The following is a 22706-nucleotide window of genomic DNA, read 5'->3' on the forward strand; positions in this document are numbered from 1 at the left end:
ATTTTTGTTATTTATTATGATTGTTTGGTATCCCGTAGGGGATTCGAACCCCTGTTGCCGCCGTGAAAGGGCGGTGTCCTAGGCCTCTAGACGAACGGGACTTAAGACTTAAATAACTGCTCCAGCGATATATTGTGTATTATAATGACTTTTATAGTTTAGTCAAGAGCTTTTGTAAAAAAAATAATTAATTATTACACTCACAAAACTACTATCACGATTATGATCAACAGTAGTTGATGAATAAATTTTACTGTCAGCTTCGATATAATTGTCTAAAGAAGCCGAATATATTTTAGCTGTAGGTAATTGATCTATGACACTAGTTATCAGAACATTCTCCATCTATCTAAAATTAGATATAAATTACCACAATTTACTTTGCTACTTTAAAACCATAATAATTATCGTGAGATTGATATTGCATAGATAAACTTGCTTGTATCTTTTTGATGCAATATAATATGGTCATAAGTCTAAAATGATCAGCAAAATTTATATCTTTTAAATATGAAAGCAACATTTGTATCATTAATATTTGTCGGATTTCCTGATAATTGTGGGTATAGCTCACCATCAAAATATACACCGTAACCACCACTATGATTTATCAGATCAGTATTAGAATAGCCAAGCTTAGCAAATAAATTAATTGCTGTTGAAAACCCCAAGCACAAAAACAGCATTAATAGGTTCTACAGTGTAACTTTGTGTTTGGGCTACACCATTGATAATATAAATATTTGGCTCAACGCCAATATACCCATGCCGCTGTAATATCTTGAGGCAAATCCGGTTTGTTGTAGCTACTGATCATCGATTTACCTATAGCTGGCAAAGAATTTACCAATTATTATCTAGAGGTAAAATTACATAATTACGCTTGGTGGTATTAAATCGAATACTCTATGAGTAGTTTTTAGTTTGCTTTGATCATTATTCTTGATTAATTTATCTTTCCAATTTGCTGTATGTATATTGCAAATTTATTGGATCAAGGCTTAAACCAACACAGTCAGCTAAGTTATTACCAATAATGGTTATTTGCATAACTTGCTGTAGCAAGCAAAAAAGCTAAGTTTTTTGATTTTTATCACTTGCATAACTCTTTAATTGCTTTAGTAAGTCTAGCTACTACTTTATCTTTACTAAGAAGTTTTAGAGTAATACCAATATCTGGTGATTGCCCAGAACCAGTAATAGCCACACGTAACGGCATGCCAACCTTACTCATATCAACTTGGCACTGCTTGGCTGTTGTACTAACTACATTATGTAAAACATTAGTATCTTGCCATTGCTGAGAATCTAAATAGCTAAAGTTAATCAAAAGTTTGCTAAAGATCTTAGCTGTATCTGCTTTGATATATTTTTTTACAGCATTTTCATCATAACTGATATCATCATTATAAAAATAACTAGACTTTTCTGCTAGCTCAACTAATGTATCAACTTTTTCTGCCATCACAGCTACAAGCTCTTTTAAAACTGGACCATTGCTAATGTCTAAACCAGCCTTAGCAAAGTGATACTCAACTTCTGTTTGAATATCATCAAATTTAGACTTTTTGATATAGTGCTTGTTCAGCCATTTAAGTTTTTCAAAATCAAAACGTGATGGTGATGCACTAATATGCTCTAAATTAAAAGCTGCTATCATTTCTTCGATAGCAAAAATCTCTTGATTGCCATGTGACCAACCAAGTCTTACTAGGTAATTAAGTATTGCTTGTGGCAAATAGCCATCTTCACGATACTTCATAATATTGACAGCGCCGTGACGCTTAGAGAGTTTTGCTCCATCTTGACCAAGTATCATTGGTATATGGGCAAATACTGGCACATTAGCATTTAGCGCTTTGTATATATTGATTTGCTTAGGAGTGTTATTAATATGATCATCGCCACGAATGATATGTGTAATAACCATATCAACATCATCAACGACAACACAGAAATTATATGTCGGTGAGCCATCTGCTCTTTGGATAATCATATCATCAATATCATGATTTGAGATCACAATTCGACCTTTAACTGCATCATCCCAACTAACCACTCCATCTTTAGGGTTTTTGAAGCGTACTACAAAGCTCTCACCCTCTTGTGGAATATAGTTTGCATCACGACACTTACCATCGTAGCCAGTTTTGAGATTATTTGCCTGTTGATACTCTCTTAGCTCTTCTAGTCTTTCTTTAGAGCAACTACAGTAGTATGCTTTACCATCTGCGATAAGTTCTTGAATCACTTCTTTATATCTATCAAAGCGCTTTGTTTGATAGTAAATTTCGCCATCATTTTTTAGCTTCAACCAATTCATGCCATCTAAAATAGCATCCACCGCTTCCTGGATAGATCTCTCTAGATCAGTATCCTCTATTCTTAAAATAAATTTACCATTGTTATTTTTTGCATATAACCAGCTGAATAATGCCGTACGCACACCACCAACATGTAAAAATCCTGTCGGGCTTGGCGCAAATCTTGTTGTAATCATAACTTAAACACCTCAGAAATAAAATTGCTTAAAGATTAAACTAAAAAAATAATTGTTTCAAGAATTAAAATTAGTGAACAAAAATAGTGATAATTTTATATTAGCATCTTGGTTATTTATTAAAAACTAACTTCTATAATCTGCCACCTTTAGCCATTTTATAAGGATCAATAACTTTATCAAATTCATCTTTTGACAAAAATTTAAGCTCCTCATTCGCCTCAGCCAAAGATATATTTTTTTGCTCGGCATAATGAACCATTTTTGCTACCTTATCGTAGCCTATAACAGGACTAAGCGCTGTTACTAACATTAATGAGTTTCTAAGAAAATAATCAATTTTTTGTTTGTTTGGTTGCATCCCAACTAATAAATACTTAGTAAAGTTTTTACAACTATCTGAGATTATCCTAATTGATTGTATAATATTAAAAATCATTAATGGTTTATAAACATTCATCTCCAAATAGCCAGCACTACCAGCGATACCAACTGCAACATCATAGCCTATTACCTGTGCAGCAACCATTGCCATAGCTTCACATTGAGTGGGATTAACTTTACCAGGCATAATTGATGAGCCAGGTTCATTTTCCGGAATTAATAACTCATGAAAACCAGCTTTTGGACCGCAACTAAGTAAGCGAATATCATTAGCAATCTTAAATAATGAATTAGCTAAAGTTTTAAGCTGACTCATAACAGCAACTAAAGCATCATGTGAGCCTTGTACTTCAAATTTATTGGTAGCTGAAACAAAAGGCAATCCAGTAATCTTAGCAATATTACTAGCGGCAATCTCTGCAAATCCTACTGGAGCATTTAAACCAGTACCAACAGCTGTACCACCAAGAGCAAGCTGATATACATATTTCAATGTTTCTTTGATTCTTTGAATATTATTTTCTAATAATGCTACATAACCAGAGAACTCTTGACCTAAAGTTAGTGGTACTGCATCTTGCATATGTGTCCTACCGATTTTGACAATATTGTCCCACTGCTTTGTTTTTTCAGCTAATTGTTGTTGCATATACTCAACAGCAGGTAAAAGTCTATTATTTATCTCAACTGCAGTAGCAATATACATTGCACTTGGAAAAGCATCATTTGATGATTGAGACATATTAACATCATCATTTGGGTGGATAGGATTTTTACTCCCTTTTTTGCCACCTAGAAGCTCTATGGCTCTATTTGAAATCACTTCATTAACATTCATATTTGCCTGAGTTCCACTGCCTGTCATCCATACATGTAATGGAAAATGCTCATCAAGCTTAGATGCAATTATCTCATCAGCAACTTCAACGATAATTTCTTTTTTAGCTTGTGCTAAGATACCTAATTGATGATTTGTCATAGCTGCGGCTTTTTTGATAATTGCCAAAGCTTTAATAACTTCAACAGGCATCAGATCATTACCTATAGAAAAATGCTCTATAGAACGCTGTGTTTGTGCACCCCAATATTTGTCATTGTCAACTTCTATTTGACCAGTACTATCTATCTCCACTCTACGCAAAACTTATCTCCTTAAAACCCTAACTGTATAGCATAGTAACTTATATAGCTACTAGAGCTAGCTAGCTAAGATAACATTCAAAAGGTATAAAAACAAAATATCATATCACAGCAAAATCTAGCAATTGCAGCAATCAATTGTTTTAACTAGATTTTAAATTAAAAAATATTAAGTTCTTTTAAAAACCATCTAGCAATACCCTCAATCACAGCTGGAGCCATAAATTAAGTATTATCTAAATCAAACCATTTTATCGATAATATTTCCGCATATGGTATTAATTCGTTGAGTGAATTTCACCAGTATAACAGTGAACAGATACAGTATCTGTTCTATCATGATTATCTGTAACAACTTCACCAAGGTAGTGTCTAGATCTGGTTGTTGCATTTGTATATTTAGCTCCTCATTAAGCTCACAAATAATAGCTTGTAATAGTTTCTCCATCATCTATCTTACCACCTGGAAAATACCAAATAGTATTATCACGTACTCTTACAAGAAGGATTTTATTATCCTTGACACAAACTAAATCCGAAGTTTTTATACTTTTTTTTACTATTGTATATTTTTGAATATTAATGATTACAAAAAAATAAAAATATCTCTAGCCTAAAAAGCATTGTTAAAATTTTTTCTATAAATATATACTGATTGAAATTTTAAAGATTTTATTTTTAATATGAATATAGTCGAATTGCTAAAAGCCGTTATACAACAAAAGCTTATAATCCAACAAAAAAGTTAACAGCCTAACTCATTCAGCAGATAAAAGATATCCTTAGATTTACATCATCAAGTGTAAACTCCCAACCTTGGCACTTTATCCTAGCGACTTCTGATCAAGCAAAAGCTAAAATTGCAGAAGCAGCTGAAAATATTCATCCTAAAAATGTAGCTAAATTTTATAACCTAATTAGGTCACAATAAATTACTTAAAGATTAAACTAAAAAATTAATTGAATATTAAATAATTAGTTAGATGGCTTGTTATAAACGAATATTGTGGAAGTATAGAAAGATAAGTTTTATCATTAAATTCTCTTAAAATATAAGAGAGTGTCTTAGTGATCCAATCTTTTGGAGCCACTTGACGCTAAACTTTGGATTCTTTTTACTTTCTTATATACTTGGCGTATTTCATACAATCCTTGCGCGTCAAGTAGTGATATATTTGATATCTGGATCAAATTCAGCATACTCAATAAAATCATCTATAAAATTAGAATATTCCTCTTATCTAAGTACTTAGGCTTTTCAATAACTGCAACATATATTTTTTAATAGTGGCAAAAGTTTTTTTTCCTTAAATTTTATAATGTTGATAATCAATTAAGTTTATTTTCATGATATTCCTTCAACTTTTGAATATTTCCTTAGTAATATTACTTACCAAACAACTCTGTCTTATGACTGTCAGTTGAAACTGATGTATCCATTATAATTTTATAGATAGGCCAGGTTCATTAATTCATGACATATAGTAAAAATAGCATCGATTTTGCATAACTTTCTATTATTTGGATCAAACTTTTTATTAGATGATTTATACTTTTCTAGTTTATGATTTTCTTTGTAATTATACATTTTATATCTTCTAAAACTGCAAATTTTCCTCCTACTAATTCATCTAGAACATCTCTGAATTCTTCTTTTGAAAGATCTTTTAGAAAAAAAATTTCCATCACCAAGAGAAAAATTTGTTTTTATTACATTCCTCATAAAACTTATATATCCTCAAAATTATCATCTATATTTTCTCCTAATATTAATAAATTAATATTAATAAATTTAGGCAGATATTCTCTTGTATCATCATAAGCCCAAAGTGCAACTCTCTGAAAAGCTTCATCTTTATCAAGAATATTAGGTAAATCAATAATATTACCACTCTTTTAAAGCTCTACCATAAACTCAGCTTGATCATCGGAAAAAGCTTTTTTAAAATTCTTTCCTATAATCAATATTGTTAGAAAAAAAGATTTTATACACAACCATCTTATTTTTTCCAATTTAGAATCTGTAATGATGTAATAAATAGCAAAACTTTGCCATAAAAAATTTGCACTGAAAAACATAGGTATCATTAGGCTTGCCATTAACATTTTCACGTAAATACCCAACTAATCTTTATATCGAAAACTTTTTCTTTAAGAGTCATTATAGTATCTCCATCTTAAGAAGATTCAGTATAAGCATCTCCAAAAAAATTATATATCCTTCGAATACTATATTCTCATCAGAATTTAAATGATATATTACTAAGATATTTAAGATTTTCTTCCTTTATAATTAAGTTCATATCTATTCCTTAGGTACTCTACATATTTTTGTATCAAAGCATTAATAATTACAGGAGTATCTACATATTCTAAACTTTTCCACGTAGCATATTTTAAATCTCTATCAGCACTACCTGCATTTATCTTACTAACCTACATACCTTTTATTTTTTTAATTGAATCTACTATAGGTAGAGCATCTACTTACAAAGACCTATTTATATTATTAATATAACCAGTCTCCATGCTTAATAGCTACATATTTTATATCTTCACTCCAAGTATTATATTGCCCAGTTCCTACTATTTTATCTAAAGTGGATAACTAGTTTTTAACATTAAATTCTCTATTAAATATTCCACCATACTTAAGTTCTTTTTAAAGACGATATGGTTTTAAAATGGTTCAAATTTGGCAATCGTTGTATAAATCTAAAAGCTGGCTAAATTCTTTTTGTTGTTCCTCAGGAATATATTATAATTACCGTAAAAAAATTCCTAACTAAATATTCTGCAGTTATCATAAGTAAGTCTGGATAATATACCTTAAATTAAAAAATAAAAGAGAATATTACGTAGAAATTACTATAGGTTTGTTAAAATCTAGACAAAATACCATATATAAAAAAATAGTATAGATAACCTAACCCAAAGCCTCTTTCTTCTCTAAAGTCTTAGCATAAAGCTCTTGATACTTAGCAAGCTTTTCTTGCTCTGCAGCAACTACAGCCTCTGGTGCATTTGATACAAATCTTTCATTAGATAGATTCTTTTTAACTCTAGTTACTTCGCCTTTTAGCTTGTCTAGCTCTTTATCTAATCTTGCTTTCTCAGCTTCAATATCAACCAAACCTGCTAATGAGATATTTAGTTCAAGCCCCTCAACAATTTGTGATAAAGATGTTGGTGGATTATCATTAAACTCAATATTATTTACTCTCGCTAAAGCTTTTATAAATCCTTCAGTTTGCGCTAGATACTCTTTATCCTTATCTGCAACATCTTTAACAATTAGAGAAATCTCTAAAGATGGCTTGATACCCACTTCACTACGCATATTACGCAAAGTAGTTACAACATTTTGTAGCCATGTGATAGTTTTTTCAGCTTCTGGTGCCTCTAAATCTTGATTAGCTACAGGATAAGATACATCCATAATTGTATCTTTAGCATCATCTAAGTAGGCTTTTAACTGCTGATAGATACTCTCTGTAATAAATGGTATAAGTGGATGCGCTAATGCTGAAATATTCTCTAAAACCTTAGTAAGTGTATATTTAACACCATTTTTTTGGCTTTGAGATAGTGACTCATCTTTCAAAGCAACCTTAGCAAACTCTACATACCAGTCACAGTACTTATTCCATACAAAGTCATAAATAGTATTTGCCACCAAATCAAAACGATAGTTAGCAAGGTGTCTATGTACATCTACAATTGCTATGTTCAAAACACTCCAAATCCACTTATCAGCAATACCTAACTCATAATCATCACAAATCTTATAACTATCAAGATTCATCATCACAAATCTTGAAGCATTCCAAAGTTTGTTACAGAAATTGCGATAACCCTCAACTCTCGCAGTATCAAAGCTAATATCACGCGATGTAGAAGCTAATGCTGCATAAGTAAATCTCACTGCATCGGCACCATAAGCATTAATACCTTCTGGGAACTCTTTCTTAGTCACTTTCGCAATCTTTGCTTTCATTTGTGGTTGCATTAGACCCTTAGTTCTCTTCTTAAGTAACTCATCTAGCGAAATACCATCTATCAAATCTACAGGATCTAAAACATTACCTTTAGATTTTGACATCTTCTGACCTTCGCTATCACGGATAAGACCAGTAATATAAATATCTCTAAACGGCACATCATTCATAAAGTACATGCCAAACATCATCATTCTAGCAACCCAGAAGAAGATAATATCAAAACCTGTTACCAGCACACTTGTTGGATAATATTTTGCAAGCTCTGAAGTCTCCTCAGGCCAGCCTAGAGTACTAAAAGGCCATAGTGCCGATGAAAACCATGTATCAAAGACACCTTCATCTTGCTTGATAGCTACATCATCATTTAGATTATATTTAACTCTAATATCAGCTTCATCCTCACCAACATATATATTACCATCTTCATCATACCATGCTGGGATTCTATGCCCCCACCATAGCTGCCTTGACACACACCAGTCTTGAATATCTCTCATCCAAGCAAAATAGGTGTTTTTCCAGTTATCTGGCACAAATCTTACATCACCCTTCTCTACAGCTTCGATAGCTGGTCTTGCAAGTACATCAGTTTTGATAAACCATTGTTTAGTTAAATATGGCTCTAACACTTCTCCTGTTCTATCACCTGTTGGTACTTTAAGCGTATGTGGCTCAATCTTATCTAAAAGACCTAAAGCTTCCATATCAGCAACTATTTGTTTACGCGCTTCAAATCTATCTAAGCCTTGGTATTTTGATGGTACATTGGTATTTAGAGTTGCATCATCAGTTAAGATATTTAGCACAGGTAGATTATGTCTTTTACCTATTTCATAATCATTAAAATCATGAGCTGGGGTGATTTTGACACAACCTGTACCAAAATCTTTCTCAACATAATCATCAGCAATAATTGGAATCTGTCTATCTGTAAGCGGTAGATTTATCATCTGACCAACTAAATGCCTATATCTCTCATCTTCGGGATGAATTGCCACTGCCATATCACCAAACATTGTCTCAGGACGAGTTGTCGCAATTATGACTTTCTCATCACTATCAGCTACCGGATAGACAAAATACCAAAGCGAGCCTTGTTTATCTACTTGAGCAACTTCTAGGTCTGATACCGCTGTCTTTAGCTTAGGGTCCCAATTTACTAGTCTCTCACCACGATATGCTAAACCATCTTCATATAGTTTGATAAAACATTTCTTAACCGCATTAGAAAGACCTTCATCCATTGTGAATCTCTCACGATCCCAATCTGGAGATGCTCCAATTCGACGCATTTGCAATGTTATAGTGCCACCTGATAGCTCTTTCCATTCCCAAACCTTGCTAACAAAATTTTCACGCCCTAAGTCATTTTTTGAGATCCCTTGAGCATTAAGCTGTCTTTCAACAACCATTTGTGTAGCGATACCTGCATGATCAGTACCTGGTTGCCATAGAGTATCTTTGCCAGACATTCTGTTATAACGGATAAGGATATCCATAAGTGTTATCTGAAAACCGTGTCCCATATGCAAAGTTCCTGTGACATTTGGAGGCGGTAACATTATTGTATAAGTATCTTTTGAATCAATATTGCCACAAGCAAACTTACCTGTTGTTTCCCAGTTTTGGTAGTTTGACTGTTCAATTTCTTTAGGATTGTAATTTTTATTAATTTCTTGAGTCATTTATAACGCCGTAAATATCTAAGTTTATAGAAAAAATTAATGTCAATAATTTTAGCAAAGTTATTTTAAAAGTACTATTATTGACTAATTAAATAATATTAATTGTGTGTTATTAATAATCCTCTTATAGCTTACTAACTATATTATCTTGAATGGTAGTTATCTCTAGATTAGATTTTTTATAGTAAACATACTTTTTACGCGAAGCTTGCAATGCTCTATCTTCTTGATATACAAACTCTTTTAGCTCTTTGACTTTAACTCGCTGTGGATCGACAGCTACTTCCATAATATTGATTAAAACATCATACCCTGTTGTGATAAATAGATTATCAGTAATAAGTATTGGAATATTTTTATATTGGTTATACTCTCTAGCATTTATAGCACAATGATGCGGTATAAAAGAGTCTTGCCCATCTTGCCATAGTTTATCATCAAGTTGTTTCGCAATACCTGTAGGCGCTAAAATTGCGATTGTCTTTTGCAAACTATATTCTTTGACAACTACGACAATTAAGACATCTAGGATTTGATCAATATTTTGTGTTTGTAAAACTCTAAACTCTACTTTCATCGTAAATATAGTTACTCCAAAAAAATTAAATTTAATCAAAAATATTATTTGTGATACTTAAAATTCTACTTTTAATTTACTAATAAACTCACTACCTAAGACAAAGAAACTAGCTATAAGCATCAATTACCGCTTTACCTAAAAGCATCACAGACACTACAAATATTCTTTCTGCACTAATAAGTAATATTGATGAAGCAGCTTGTAGATAATACCATAAAAGGCATAATAGTGAAAACTACTATATAATGGAACAAATGATAAAATAAACAGTAATATCCCTAAATAATATTTCCTGTTTTTTTTCATAAAACTACCTATTGCTTAGTTATAGATGTTTGTATAGATATTTTTAATGCTTGTGCAGTATCATCAGTACTCATACTATAGGCATATCTGTTTTGTATATAACCTGCTGTAGTACTTATGGTACATGTATAAATCCAGCTATTTAGGATATTCTTTGCTGAGTATTTCTAGTAGGTGATACTTACATAGAAACGTATATACCAATCTGTATTTAGATATATATGTTGGAATACATTGTACTTGTATTGCCACTTGAATTTGATAAATTGGTAGCTTAGAGAAATAAGCATTTTCACCAGTTGCTGATATCTTGATATTTTTAGGCTGATAGTTATCATTATGAGCAAATCCTAGCATCATCAAACTTTATTGCTACTCTTTCAATAGATATTGCCGCTCAACCACTTGCCTCACTAACAGCAATAATCACATCATGGTTATATTCTTTAATTAAGCTGTCCAACCTATCAACAGAGTCCTTAAATGAAACTGGAAGTTGTTTTTTGATGATTTTAGCTCCATCTATATTATTAGGAATTTGCTTAACTGCTCGCCATGGGTTTATCTTCTAACCATCAAAAGAAGCAAAACCTGTTATAAGTACAGTTTGTTTGCTGAAACAGCAAAAGCTAATAATATAATTGCTTAATAAAAATTTTTTCATTATCACCTACTCATATAAACCTTTAACTAAATTATCAGATTTTGTTTTAGCACTTTTAGTTATATTTCTGATTAAATTTAGTAGCTCATGATAGTGATTAAAATCTTTTGCAGCATATATTGCAGCATTTAGCTCTTTTAAAATATCTTTTAGCTGTGGAAATACTTCTGCAACCTCAAGTAATGAAAATATTTGCTTATCAACTTTAGTATTTGCCCAGCCAATAATTGCTCTTTGTAGCTGAATATTGTCTTTGTTAGTACAAGCTGTTTTTATCTCTTTTAAGACAGTAACTTTTTGTTGTAGCTCAGCTTGCTTTTCACCAGCTTTAGTAGTGACTTTTTTTGTGACTTTACACTTTATAAGCAATATAAATGTTATAAACCATAAGATAAAAAGCCCTATGGCAACATCACGCCAAAAAGTATCTTTAATGATCTTTTGTACAACTTGTAAAGATAATGGCTGACCATTAGCAACAAAACTAGAGCTTGGAATATTACCTTTTTGAACATCAAAAGTTTTAGCATCTATACTGGCTACTTTTGATTTATGATTGTCAACATCAAACCACTTAAGCTTGATTGCTGGAATAGTTGCTTTGCCTTGTTTAACTGGCATATAACCAATTTTATAGGTAGCAATACCAGTTAATTGACCAGCCTGCTCGATATCTTGTAGCTCTGGCTTTTCAGGGTAGACATTAAAATCATCAGAGGATTTGAACTCTAGCTTTGGAATATCATTACTTAAGACGCCTCTTGCTTTAATATTGACAGTTCTAGTTAGAAGCTCACCTTCTTTTATATTTTTGTCAGTAGACCAATTATCTCTAACTTGCACATCAGCTGCTGGAAACCAATCATTGATACTTATGTCATTTGGAATCGGTTTAACCTTGATAAGTTTTGCCTCTGTCGAGAAATATTTTACTCGAGTACCTAGCTGCCCGAAAGTATTTGGAATTGTTGCTTCCAAAACAATAGCTGGCACACGTATAGTTCCTGTAGTATTAGGGATTATCAAAAAGCTTTCTTCAACAACATCATAAATCTTACCATTAATACGTTTTTGATAAGTTTTTCTATGATTAGTTTGTTTTATCTCAGAATTTTTTATATCAAACGGCTTAGGTTGCAGGCTTAGAATAGGTATTGCATAATATAGTCTCAAAGTATATAAAACTGGAAAATTAACATAAGTTTCATCTGTAGCTAATGAACTTATAGCAAACAAATCCTGATAATTACTCTCCTCATCATTTGAGAGCTTGTTATCAACCTCTATACTTATCGGCTTTGTAATTTGGTCACCAACTTTGATTTCTGGTATTGTTAGCTCACCAGTTTTATTTGGCATAAGAGTTACAATCATTTCAAATTGAGAACTCTGTTGGCCATTGATAATAGTTGTTTTACTACTAGTTCTAGTGTTATAGACGGTAAAATCTTTATCTAAAACATCTAAATCTGGCTGTGTATCAAAGTTATCCAAATGCAACACTAATTCAAATGTCTCACCTTTTTCAAGATGAGTTCTATCAACACTGGCTGAGACATTAGCATAAATTAGATTCAAAATAGCTACTGATAATATAAATACACTTATTAGTTTAAACAACTTAGTTTTCACACTTGTCTCCTATCATTCTCTGGTAGTCACGTGCAAATTTATTTTTAAGAAGTCCACCAGGATCATCATCTATCATTGATAAAAGCTTATTTGCTTCCTTATTATTAAGGTCTTTTTGGCGCTGATCGATTTTAGCTTGCTCATTCTTGTTTTGTTGTTCTTGTTGATCCTTATTATCCTTATTATCCTTATTATCCTTATTATCCTTATTATCCTTATTATCCTTATTATCCTTATTATCCTTATTATCCTTATTATCCTTATTATCCTTATTATCCTTATTATCCTTATTATCCTTATTATCCTTATTATCCTTATTATCCTTATTATCCTTATTATCCTTATTATCCTTATTATCCTTATTATCCTTATTATGTAAATTCTGCTGTTGTTTTTGCTGTTTTTCTAACTCTTTAGCAATCTCTAAATTATTTTTTGCATCTTCAAAATCTGGTCTTTTTTCGATAGCTTGTCTATAAGCATCTATCGCCTTGGCGTACTCTCCAAGATGAGTAAGTGAGTTTCCCTGATTATATAACCCCTTTGCTGATCTGTCTTTTTTAAATTCTTCATAAGCTTTTTGATAATCTCCAGCTTTATAATAAGAAACTCCTTTCCAATTACTATTTTCAAAAGCATGAACAGCCTTTTTAACATCACCGTTATTATAGTAATTCATACCCTGTTGATCTTTTGTCAACCATAAATCACCCCACTTAATTGCTAGGCAAATACTTGGCACTAGTAACAAAATAACCATTAATTTTCTTAACGACATACTCTTTCCAAAATACCTCTTCTAAAAAGAAATATACTCAAAATAGTCACCAACCATATAAAATATATACCCTCATCTTGCCAAAAAATATTTGCTGACTGCTCTTTTGACTCTTTTGTGCTGCTTACTTGCTGTTCTGATAATAAGCTTTTAATATCACTATTACTAGCTGTTAGCGTCACTAATTTTCCAGACCCTGCCGTTGCTAAAGTTTCAAGCTTATTTAAATCAATACCAAAGTATTGAATATTCCCATGACTATCTTTTAGATAATTACCTTTTTCATCCTTAGCTATCCCTCCCATAGGAGTTCCTATCGCATAGACATCAGTTTTTATTCCTTGTTGTGCAAGCTGCTTTGCTGCACTTACTGCTTGTGGAGATGGTGATGAATCTGTTATTAAAATTATTTGTCCTCTCTGTGCTCCAGCTTGGTCAATTAGCTGCGCTGATTTTTTAAGAGCTTTATAGATATTATGCCCTTGTACTGGAACTATATCTGAGTTAATTACCGTAACAAGAGCTTCAATAGTATTAGCGTCTGAAGTAAGCGGTGATACCACAAATGGCTCACTTGAGAAGACTATCATACCGACTTGTCCTTCCTTTATCCAACGCAGAATGTCAAATATCTTATACTTAGCTCGCTCTAGTCTACTTGGTGAAATATCTGTAGTATCCATAGATTGCGAAACATCTAATGCTATAACTCTTGATATGTTTTTTTGGTAAACTGGCACATCCTTATATTTCCAAGTTGGTCCAGCTAAACTAAAGATAGCGACAACCCAAATAAACAAAAATATCAATGGTATAAGTGTTTTTTTAAATGCTGATTGCTGACCAACTAGTATATGCTCTAATAAATGGCTATCACAATATTTAGCCCAGCCGTTTGCTTGTGATGAATGCTTCAAAAGCAATATCACAAAGATCACGGCAGGAACAATAGCTAAAAGCCACCAAGGTCTTAAAAAATGAAAAGTCATTTTAATATACTCTCCTGCGTTTTAACCATATAGTTGCCATAATAAAACTCAAAATCAATGCTAGACCAAGACTCCATGGATACAAATATGTCACTTGTCTAACAACAGTTTTATCGGATTCTATTGGCTCAAGTTTATCTATTGACTCATATACTTTCTTAAGATCACTACTATTTTGTGCTCTAAAGTATTTACCTCTAGTCATTGCAGCAATTTTCTCTAATACAGTTGTATCAAGGTCATCAGAAGTATTTATCAATCTTTGGCCAAAAGTAGTCTCAACAATCATTTGACCACCACCTAAACCAATAGTATAGATCTTTATATGATATTGTTTAGCAATTTCTGCCACTTGCAGTGGTTGTAGTGTACCAGAATTATTCTCACCATCAGTTAGTAAAATTAGAGCCTTAGAATCACCAGGATATTTTTTGAGATGTTTAACCGCTAAGCCGATGGCATCACCAATAGCTGTCTGTGGTCCAGGTAAGGCAATACTAGCATCATCAAGCATTTTTTTGACTGTAGCAATATCAAAAGTTAATGGCGTTTGTAGATATGCTCTAGTTCCAAAAAGTATCAAACCAACTCTATCACCCTTTCGTGTATTGAGAAACTGATTAGCTACACGTATCACTAGATCAAACCTTGACTCCATTTGTCCATTAGGTTTTTTCATATCTTGGATAGCCATACTTCCAGATAAATCTATAGCCATGATTAGATCTCTACCACTTCTAGGTAAACTAATCGGTTTACCTAACCATTGTATACCTGACCCTGAGATAATCAAAAGTATCCAAATAGCGCTTAGTAGATACTTAAAATAATTTGCCATCTTGAAATTATATTTACTAGCATGACCAATTTGAGATTCTAGTTGTTCAAAAAATGGCGTTTTCAAAGCTAACTGTTTATCTTGCCTTGCTCTTGGGAGTAACCAATAAGCCAAAAGTGGTAAAATAATAAGAGCCAAAAAACATGGATATTCTATATTTATCATAGAACTCTCCTTAACCACTGTTCTGCCACAGCCATAATTTCATTTAATGTCGCTCTATCTAGCTCAACTGGTTTATAGCTATTCTCAAGCATATTAGCTTTAGTATTTTTGAAATTTTGTTGCTTAAATTTTGCATCTAAAAATTCAAGCCACTGCTGACCATGCAAGGTTTTAACTGATTCATTAGAAAACTTTTGTAAAGCCACTCTTTTTAGATATACTGAAATATCTTGTAGAACTTCTCTAGGCTTTTGCTGATAAGTATTTTCTATAGTTTTTCTAAAATCATTTATTACTGAATCTTTATACTGCTTTATTTTTTTGCGCAAATGTAAAAATACCACACTAACTATAATAACCAAGATAACTATTGCTAAAAGTAGCCACCAACCATAGGCTAATGGCCACCATTTAGAAACTTTGTCTGGCAAATAAATATCCCTTAATTGCTCTAAAAGATTATTAGTTTGCATAACTAGCTATCCCATAATTTATTGTTTTAATTAAATCATCATTTGTTGCTACTTCAATAAAGCCTGTTTTATTATTACGCGAAAAATCTTTTATCTCAGTATATCTATTTTGATATATTTTTTTATAAATCCTACTTTGCTGCTCACTAACACTATCTAGAGCAACTCTTCGCTTACCATCACTGAAATAATAGGTATCTAAGGCAGGTAATTCTTTTTCTATAGGATCATAACTAAAAATATTGATTATGGCATTTTTAGCACTTAAAAGCTTAAGATATTGTTTTGCCTCTTGATTAAAACTACTAAAATCGCTAATCACGATAACAACACTATTACTACGAATTTTTGCATAAAGAAACTTTATAACATCTGCAAGCTTTTTATCTGAATTTAGCTGATACTGTTTGGTATCACTAGCAACAAAATTAAACATTTTCACTAAAGCTGACTTATCTTGTTTAGCAGCATAAAAGTTATAGCCTTTATCATCAAAAATAATACCGCCAACTTTATCATGCGCACCTAAAGCTCCAAAGCCAAGCAAAGCTAAAATATTTGCCGCCTTAACACTTTTAAAGCACTCTTTAGTACCAAATTTCATTGTAGTATTTTGATCTAAAATAAAATAAAGGTTACGCTCACGCTCCTCATGGTAAACTTTGGTATATGGTTTACCAAGTCTTGCAGTCAAAGCCCAATGCATCATACGGATATCATCACCTGCTTGATAATGCCTAACCTCATCAAAATCCATGCCACGACCTTTAGCCTTAGAAATATTATTGCCAACATTAGTGGTGTTTACCCTTTGATTGGCAAATAGTTTTAGCGCTTTAGCTTGGTAACGATAGCTTAAAAGCTCCTTTATATAAGGCTTAACACCTTTATAACTTTTCATCTAGGCAACCTCTAAGGGATAGGCACTGCCTTTAGTAATTCAGTAATAACATCATCACTAGTTACACCATCAACATCAGCTTCAAAAGTTAATAATATCCTATGGCGTAGGACTTCATAAATTACCGCATGAACATCACTAGGAGAGACATAATCATTACCTGAAAGCCACGCGTGTGCTCGTGCTGCTCTATCTAAAGCTATAGTACCCCTAGAACTAGAGCCAAATGCAATCCATTTTTTGATATTTTGATTATATTTTGCAGGATTTCTGGTTGCTAATATTAGCTGAATAATATATTGTTCGAGTGCCTCAGAAACTTGGACATTTAACACTTCTTTTTGTGCTTTAAAGATAGTTTCTTGGTGAATATTAGGATGTTTTAGCTTATGTCCTAGCGCCTCACCGCGACTTATAGCCAAGATTTTTGCCTCTGTTTTAGGATCTGGATATTCAATCTTAACAAACAGCATAAATCTATCTAATTGCGCTTCAGGAAGTGGGTAAGTTCCTTCTTGCTCAATAGGATTTTGTGTTGCCATAACTATAAACAAATTAGATAGTGGATAGGTTTTCTTACCAACTGTTATTTGCTTCTCACCCATTGCTTCAAGTAGTGCAGATTGCACCTTGGCAGGAGCCCTATTAATCTCATCAGCAAGCAATAAGTTGTGAAATAATGGCCCGGACTGAAATTCAAAGCTTTGTTGTTGTGGTATATAAATTTCTGTACCTGTCAAATCCGCAGGTAAAAGATCAGGGGTAAATTGTACTCTATGATATGAGCAATCTATACTCTCCGACAATGTCTTAATAGCTGTTGTCTTAGCTAATCCAGGTGCACCCTCTACAAGTAGATGCCCTCCTGATAATAAAGCGATTAATAGCCGATTATTAAGATTTTCTTGACCAACAACACGATTGTTTAAAAATTCTAATAATTCTTGAAAAAGATTATATACCGACACAGATTTCCTCCAAAATCTTAAAGTACCTTCTTAGAATATAGAGTCTGTTATTAGTTTTTCAAGAGCTTAATTCTGATATAGTTAATTTACAAAGACTAAATACTATTATAAAATCTAAACATTAAACATATAAATGAAACAAGATAATGGAAAAAATTAAACTTTTAGCTACCTATATATTAGCTACATTTGCTCTAGCTAGCTGCTCGAATAACGCTAGCTTTTCTAATGATTTAAGCTCTGCTGGTGATTCTATTGTCAGATTCGTGAACGGCACATTCTCTGCTGAACTTTATAATACTAGTTTACAAAGCGTTTATAACGCTACGCTACTAGCACTAAATAACAGCAATATCTATAGCGTAAAGAATAATACTATCAATAGTCAAGATGCTGAAATCACTGGTACTTATGCTACAGACAAAAATTTCTTTAACAAGTCCGGGGAAGATAGTTTTGCTATTAGACTTGTTAAAGGGAACCAAGACACTGTCAACTTATTTATCAAAATAGGTAAGCTTGGTGATAAGCAAGCATCGGTTGATCTACTTGCAAACATCCAAACTAGCTTAGGTATATAATTATCATGTCTTCTAAAATCCCTAAAGTATTATCTATTCAGTCACATGTTGCCTATGGTTATGCCGGTAATAAAGCAGCAGTTTTCCCAATGCAAAAGCTTGGGATAGAAGTCTCACCAATATATACAGTACAGCTTTCAAACCATACTCAGTATGATTTTTATAAAGGATCTTTCTTTAGTTCTGAAGATATCCAAAATGTTATAGACGGTATGATAGTAAATGGTTTTTTAGCGCAACAAAATGCCATCTTATCTGGGTATATTGGTAATCTAGGAATTGCCCAGGTTATTGCAAATACGGTTGTAGAGCTTAAAAAATTAAATAGCAACAGCTTATATTGCTGCGATCCTGTCTTTGGTGACAAGTATGATGAAGATGAAAACGGGCATATTTTTGTATCTGCTGATCATCCTAATATTTTTTTAAGCCACTTATTACCTTTAGCCGATATTATTACGCCTAATCTATTTGAGCTTAGTGTTTTGAGTGATTTTCAGATTGGCAATTATGATGATATTATTACAGCTTGTAAAAAACTCATTAGCAAAACAGGTAACTATAACCAAGTAATAATCGTAACTAGTGTTTCGTTTAGTAACGATAAAACCGGTATAGCTATATATCAACATGATAACTTCTCATATCTTGAATCTCCTAAATACAAAGTTCAATCTAAGGTTAGTGGCTCCGGTGATATAACAGCAGCGATGTTTTTAAGCTATCTTTTAAAAGGTAAAGACCTAGAAGAAACTCTTAAAGCAGTAACACAATGCTTAGATGGCCTTTTTAGAGTAACTCAAGAATTAAACACCAATGAAATAGCCTTAATTCAGGCACAGGAGTATATTAGATAATGGATCGCTATAGTAAAATCACAAATGTACATAACTATAAAAGAGAGATCGTCCTGCTTAAAAGTCGTCCTTGTGCTTATGGCAAATGTACATTTTGTGACTATATTTTAGACAACTCTAGAAATATCGATGAGATCAATGCTATAAATTTTGAAGTTTTAGAAAACGTTACTGGTGAGTTTGGCATATTAGAAATAATCAATTCTGGTAATGTTTTTGAACTTCCTCAAGTAACCAAACAGCGTATCAAAAAAATAATAAATAAAAAAAATATAAAGCTGCTTTTCGTTGAAGCACACTGGATGTATAAAGACCATCTACATAAAATTAAAGATATATTTAAGACTGACATCTTTATAAAAACAGGCTTAGAGAGTTTTAATAATGATTTTAGGGAGAAACTCCTTAACAAAGGTTTTTATCATGATTCACCCCAACAATTAAGTCAACTTTTTGACTCTGTGTGTTTATTAATAGGTGTCAAAGGACAAACCAAAGAGATTATCAAAAAAGATATTGAAATTGCTAAGAGATACTTCAAACACACTACTTTGAACCTATATGTAAATAACACTACTGACATTAAAGCTGATGAGGAACTTAAAATCTGGTTTTTAGAAGAATATAAACAGCTATTTCAAGATCCTCAATTTGAAATACTTGTCAGTAATACTGACTTTGGTGTCGGTGGCTAAAATTCAAAGATTGCTGTAAAATATCTTCTAATCTGCTATACTTTATCAATGCAATTAAATTTTGGAGAAAGTGTTTGCAATACACTCTAAAACAAATATCTCAGTATTTAGATGCAAAAGTAATCAATGAGCCAATTGGCGAAGTTATTATTTCAGGGCTTAATTATGCTGAACAAGCAAAAGAAAATGATCTAACTCTTATTGATAAACAAGAACATATTAAGCTCTGGCAAAACTCAAAAGCTGCTGCTACTATTGTAAGTAAAAAAATCAGTGATGAATTAGCACAAGTAAATGATAAACCTCTAATCGTAGTAAATAATGCTGATTTAGCTATGGCTAAAATACTAGAGCTTTTCTCTGTACCATACCCAGAACAAAACGGTATCCATGAAAAAGCTGTAATAGATCCAACTGCTATAATTGGTAAAAATGTCTCTATTGGTCCAGGTGCGTATATCGGTAAAAATGTCGAGATCGGAGATAATACTATTATCTATGCCAACGTGTGTATCTACAACGATGCAAAAATTGGTACCAACTGTATTATTTGGCCAAGTGTGACAATCCGCGACAGAACTATCATAGGGCATTTTTGTAGGTTATACTCAAACTGCTCAATCGGTTCTGATGGTTTTGGCTATAGGCCTTCTGAAGAAGGTAGAACAATTGTTAGGATTCCACATATTGGTAATGTTGTTATCGGTAGTTTTGTTGATATTGGTTCAAATACTTGTATTGATAATGCTAAATATGGCTCAACTATAATTGGCGATTATACCAAAATTGATAATCTTGTTCAGATAGGTCACAATGTAATCATTGGCAAAGGTTGTATGATTTGTGGACAAGCCGGTATTAGTGGTTCAGTAACAATAGGTGATAGTGTTATAATAGCCGGTAATGCTGGCATCAAAGATCATACAAATATTGGAAATGGCGCGCGTATTGGTGGTAAAGCTGGAGTTATGTGGGATGTTCCTGCTGGTGAAAGCCATATGGGCTATCCTGCCTACAAAGACAGTGAACTTGCCAAACAATGGATTGCAATTAGAAAGCTTCCAGAGACAACGAAAAAACTCAGAGCTATTGTTAAAAGCTTAAACATAGATCTTTGAAATACCTATCTTTTAAAAGACTATTTCTAGTCGCTCAAGTTTAAGTCTGTCCAAATGGATTCCTCTCGAGCTTTGCAAAACAAAGTTTTAACTCTACTCAGCTGGCTTTATTTTCTTATATATCGATAATCTTTTTCAATTTGCAGATTACCAAAGCCTAATTTATTGGCTTTTAGAAAGATATTTATGAGTAAATATTTTTAAGTACAACTTTTTTTATTCATTAAATCAACTATCACTAACCCATAGTCAGACAAACAGCTGTAATAACAATTATAGATAATTTAAATACAGTTTTAGCAAAAATTCTGTCTGTATCTTTTCGATAAGATAGAAAAGATTTATATAACCAAAATAGCGATACAAGCATACATACAACAAACGATAACAAATCTGCACTACCAATCAGTGCTGGTAAAGCGCATGAAACCACAAATAGCACTAAATAAAATATCATAACTTTTTTAGTATATGTTATGCCTTTAACTAGATGAAGCATTAGCAACTTAACTTTGCTATAATCATCCATATATAGCATTGCTATAGCATACGAATGCGGAATCTGCCAAAAGAATAGGATTAAAAATAAAAAGCTAAAGCGTTGTAGTCAAAAGTATTAACTACAGCTGTATAACCAGCTACTGGAGGGATAGCTCCTGAAATACCGCCTAAAACTGTAGCATGATGTATGGTTAAGCGTTTTGAAACTGTATAGACACCAACATAGAATATAAAACCTATGATTATAATCCATAATGTCAATAGATTTACTAAGTAATATAAAACTAAACAACTTAATATAAGCAGTAGAGACCCATATATAGTTGCTTGAATTACAGAAATATCTCCAGTAATTAAAGGACGTTTTTGCGTGCGTGTCATACTAGTATCAATATCTTTATCATAAATATTATTAAAGACACAGCCTGCCGCAATCATTAATGCAACACCTATCATTACATAGACAAACAAAGGCAAATATTCAAAACCTATTTTTCGATGCGTAGCTAATAAAAAACCACCTGTAAGAGTAATAAGATTACCAAAAATAATACCTGGCTTAGCCAATTGAAGATATTTTTTGAAATACATGGCAAGAAAAATATTTTTAAGTAAACTACATCATCATGTCATATAAGTCAAACATGATCCACATAGTACCAGCAACTACAATTAGAACTATGATAATTGCAAACAATACACTTACTAGGTTCCAACGTGCTTCTGAATCTGTGATTAAATGCAAGAAAAACATTAATTGTACAAAAAGCTGTATTACTGCTAATATTGCTACAGCTACACATAAAGCAACTGGCGATAAAAGCTTAAATCCAACTAAGGCAAAAGCTATTGTAGTAATAACTACAGATAACACAAAGCCTTGTATATAGCTTTTATGAGTACCGTATGCAGCACCCGTGTCATGATCATATAAGTGCTCTTTAGCCATA

At 32.4% G+C, this 22706-nt stretch carries 16 protein-coding genes, 1 tRNA gene and 6 pseudogenes; 5 read left to right on the plus strand and 18 right to left on the minus strand.

All coding sequences use genetic code 11. The annotated features are described in order from the left end of the window. Positions 1–25: 25 nt before the first annotated feature. From FSC845_RS01520 to FSC845_RS01540, 5 genes and pseudogenes are all read right to left on the minus strand, one after another. A tRNA-Glu gene (locus tag FSC845_RS01520) sits at positions 26–101 on the minus strand. 61 nt (positions 102–162) lie between these two features. After that, positions 163–1103, minus strand: a pseudogene (locus FSC845_RS01525) (hypothetical protein). After that, positions 1094–2500, minus strand: coding sequence for a glutamate--tRNA ligase (gene gltX, locus FSC845_RS01530; protein WP_064461473.1), 1407 nt, complete (start codon positions 2498–2500; stop codon positions 1094–1096). Before gltX ends, FSC845_RS01525 begins: the two are co-directional and overlap by 10 nt. A 133-nt stretch (positions 2501–2633) precedes the next feature. Beyond that, the gene (gene fumC, locus FSC845_RS01535; protein WP_064461474.1) at positions 2634–4025 is read right to left on the minus strand and encodes a class II fumarate hydratase; all 1392 of its coding nucleotides are present in this window, start codon (positions 4023–4025) and stop codon (positions 2634–2636) included. Positions 4026–4249: 224 nt separating this feature from the next. Continuing rightward, positions 4250–4572, minus strand: a pseudogene (locus FSC845_RS01540) (NUDIX hydrolase). 135 nt (positions 4573–4707) lie between these two features. Between FSC845_RS01540 and FSC845_RS06860 the strand changes: the two are divergent. Then, positions 4708–4925, plus strand: a pseudogene (locus tag FSC845_RS06860) (nitroreductase family protein); the annotation flags it as partial. Positions 4926–6950: 2025 nt separating this feature from the next. Here the strand turns inward: FSC845_RS06860 and FSC845_RS01550 are convergent. The 11 genes and pseudogenes from FSC845_RS01550 to FSC845_RS01595 form a co-directional block, all read right to left on the minus strand. Beyond that, on the minus strand, positions 6951–9710 hold the full coding sequence (locus tag FSC845_RS01550) for a valine--tRNA ligase (RefSeq protein WP_064461477.1): 2760 nt from the start codon (positions 9708–9710) through the stop codon (positions 6951–6953). Between the two features lie 124 nt (positions 9711–9834). Beyond that, the gene (locus FSC845_RS01555) at positions 9835–10287 is read right to left on the minus strand and encodes a DNA polymerase III subunit chi (protein WP_064461478.1); all 453 of its coding nucleotides are present in this window, start codon (positions 10285–10287) and stop codon (positions 9835–9837) included. A 118-nt stretch (positions 10288–10405) separates the two neighbouring features. Beyond that, positions 10406–10596: pseudogene (locus FSC845_RS06870) on the minus strand (transporter suffix domain-containing protein); the annotation flags it as partial. A gap of 8 nt (positions 10597–10604) precedes the next feature. Continuing rightward, positions 10605–11260: pseudogene (locus FSC845_RS01560) on the minus strand (pyroglutamyl-peptidase I family protein). A gap of 6 nt (positions 11261–11266) precedes the next feature. Further along, positions 11267–12892 carry a BatD family protein gene (locus tag FSC845_RS01565; RefSeq protein ID WP_064461479.1) on the minus strand — a complete coding sequence of 542 codons (1626 nt, stop codon included), beginning with the start codon at positions 12890–12892 and terminating at the stop codon, positions 11267–11269. Then, positions 12882–13670: a tetratricopeptide repeat protein gene (locus tag FSC845_RS01570; RefSeq protein ID WP_064461480.1), complete on the minus strand. Its 789-nt coding sequence runs from the start codon at positions 13668–13670 to the stop codon at positions 12882–12884. Before FSC845_RS01570 ends, FSC845_RS01565 begins: the two co-directional genes overlap by 11 nt. Further along, positions 13661–14659, minus strand: a complete 999-nt coding sequence (locus FSC845_RS01575) for a vWA domain-containing protein (RefSeq protein WP_064461481.1) — start codon at positions 14657–14659, stop codon at positions 13661–13663. Before FSC845_RS01575 ends, FSC845_RS01570 begins: the two co-directional genes overlap by 10 nt. A gap of 1 nt (position 14660) precedes the next feature. After that, positions 14661–15662, minus strand: a complete 1002-nt coding sequence (locus tag FSC845_RS01580) for a vWA domain-containing protein (protein WP_064461482.1) — start codon at positions 15660–15662, stop codon at positions 14661–14663. Then, the gene (locus FSC845_RS01585) at positions 15659–16135 is read right to left on the minus strand and encodes a DUF4381 domain-containing protein (protein ID WP_064461483.1); all 477 of its coding nucleotides are present in this window, start codon (positions 16133–16135) and stop codon (positions 15659–15661) included. Before FSC845_RS01585 ends, FSC845_RS01580 begins: the two co-directional genes overlap by 4 nt. After that, positions 16125–17036, minus strand: a complete 912-nt coding sequence (locus FSC845_RS01590; RefSeq protein ID WP_064461484.1) for a DUF58 domain-containing protein — start codon at positions 17034–17036, stop codon at positions 16125–16127. The genes FSC845_RS01585 and FSC845_RS01590 overlap by 11 nt, the downstream gene beginning before the upstream one ends. 11 nt (positions 17037–17047) lie before the next feature. Continuing rightward, positions 17048–18004 carry an AAA family ATPase gene (locus FSC845_RS01595; RefSeq protein ID WP_064461485.1) on the minus strand — a complete coding sequence of 319 codons (957 nt, stop codon included), beginning with the start codon at positions 18002–18004 and terminating at the stop codon, positions 17048–17050. A 146-nt stretch (positions 18005–18150) separates the two neighbouring features. On the opposite strand from FSC845_RS01595, the gene FSC845_RS01600 reads away from it, so the two are divergent. The 4 genes from FSC845_RS01600 to lpxD all read left to right on the plus strand — a co-directional run bounded on the left by FSC845_RS01600 (position 18151) and on the right by lpxD (position 21255). After that, on the plus strand, positions 18151–18585 hold the full coding sequence (locus FSC845_RS01600) for a DUF3568 family protein (protein WP_064461486.1): 435 nt from the start codon (positions 18151–18153) through the stop codon (positions 18583–18585). Positions 18586–18590: 5 nt separating this feature from the next. Continuing rightward, positions 18591–19442 (plus strand): pyridoxal kinase, encoded by an 852-nt coding sequence (gene pdxY, locus FSC845_RS01605; protein WP_064461487.1) that lies wholly within the window; start codon positions 18591–18593, stop codon positions 19440–19442. Next, a complete protein-coding gene (locus tag FSC845_RS01610; protein WP_064461488.1) occupies positions 19442–20137 on the plus strand; it encodes a hypothetical protein in 696 nt (231 codons plus the stop codon). Before pdxY ends, FSC845_RS01610 begins: the two co-directional genes overlap by 1 nt. 74 nt (positions 20138–20211) lie before the next feature. Continuing rightward, positions 20212–21255, plus strand: a complete 1044-nt coding sequence (lpxD, locus tag FSC845_RS01615) for a UDP-3-O-(3-hydroxymyristoyl)glucosamine N-acyltransferase (RefSeq protein WP_064461489.1) — start codon at positions 20212–20214, stop codon at positions 21253–21255. Positions 21256–21493: 238 nt separating this feature from the next. Here lpxD and cyoE read toward each other — a convergent pair. Then, positions 21494–22347, minus strand: a pseudogene (gene cyoE, locus FSC845_RS01620) (heme o synthase). Between the two features lie 25 nt (positions 22348–22372). After that, positions 22373–22705, minus strand: a complete 333-nt coding sequence (gene cyoD / locus FSC845_RS01625) for a cytochrome o ubiquinol oxidase subunit IV (protein WP_064461490.1) — start codon at positions 22703–22705, stop codon at positions 22373–22375. Position 22706: the final 1 nt, after the last annotated feature.

It is taken from the genome of Francisella persica ATCC VR-331, assembly GCF_001653955.1.
In the GTDB taxonomy this organism is placed as follows: Bacteria; Pseudomonadota; Gammaproteobacteria; order Francisellales; family Francisellaceae; genus Francisella; species Francisella persica.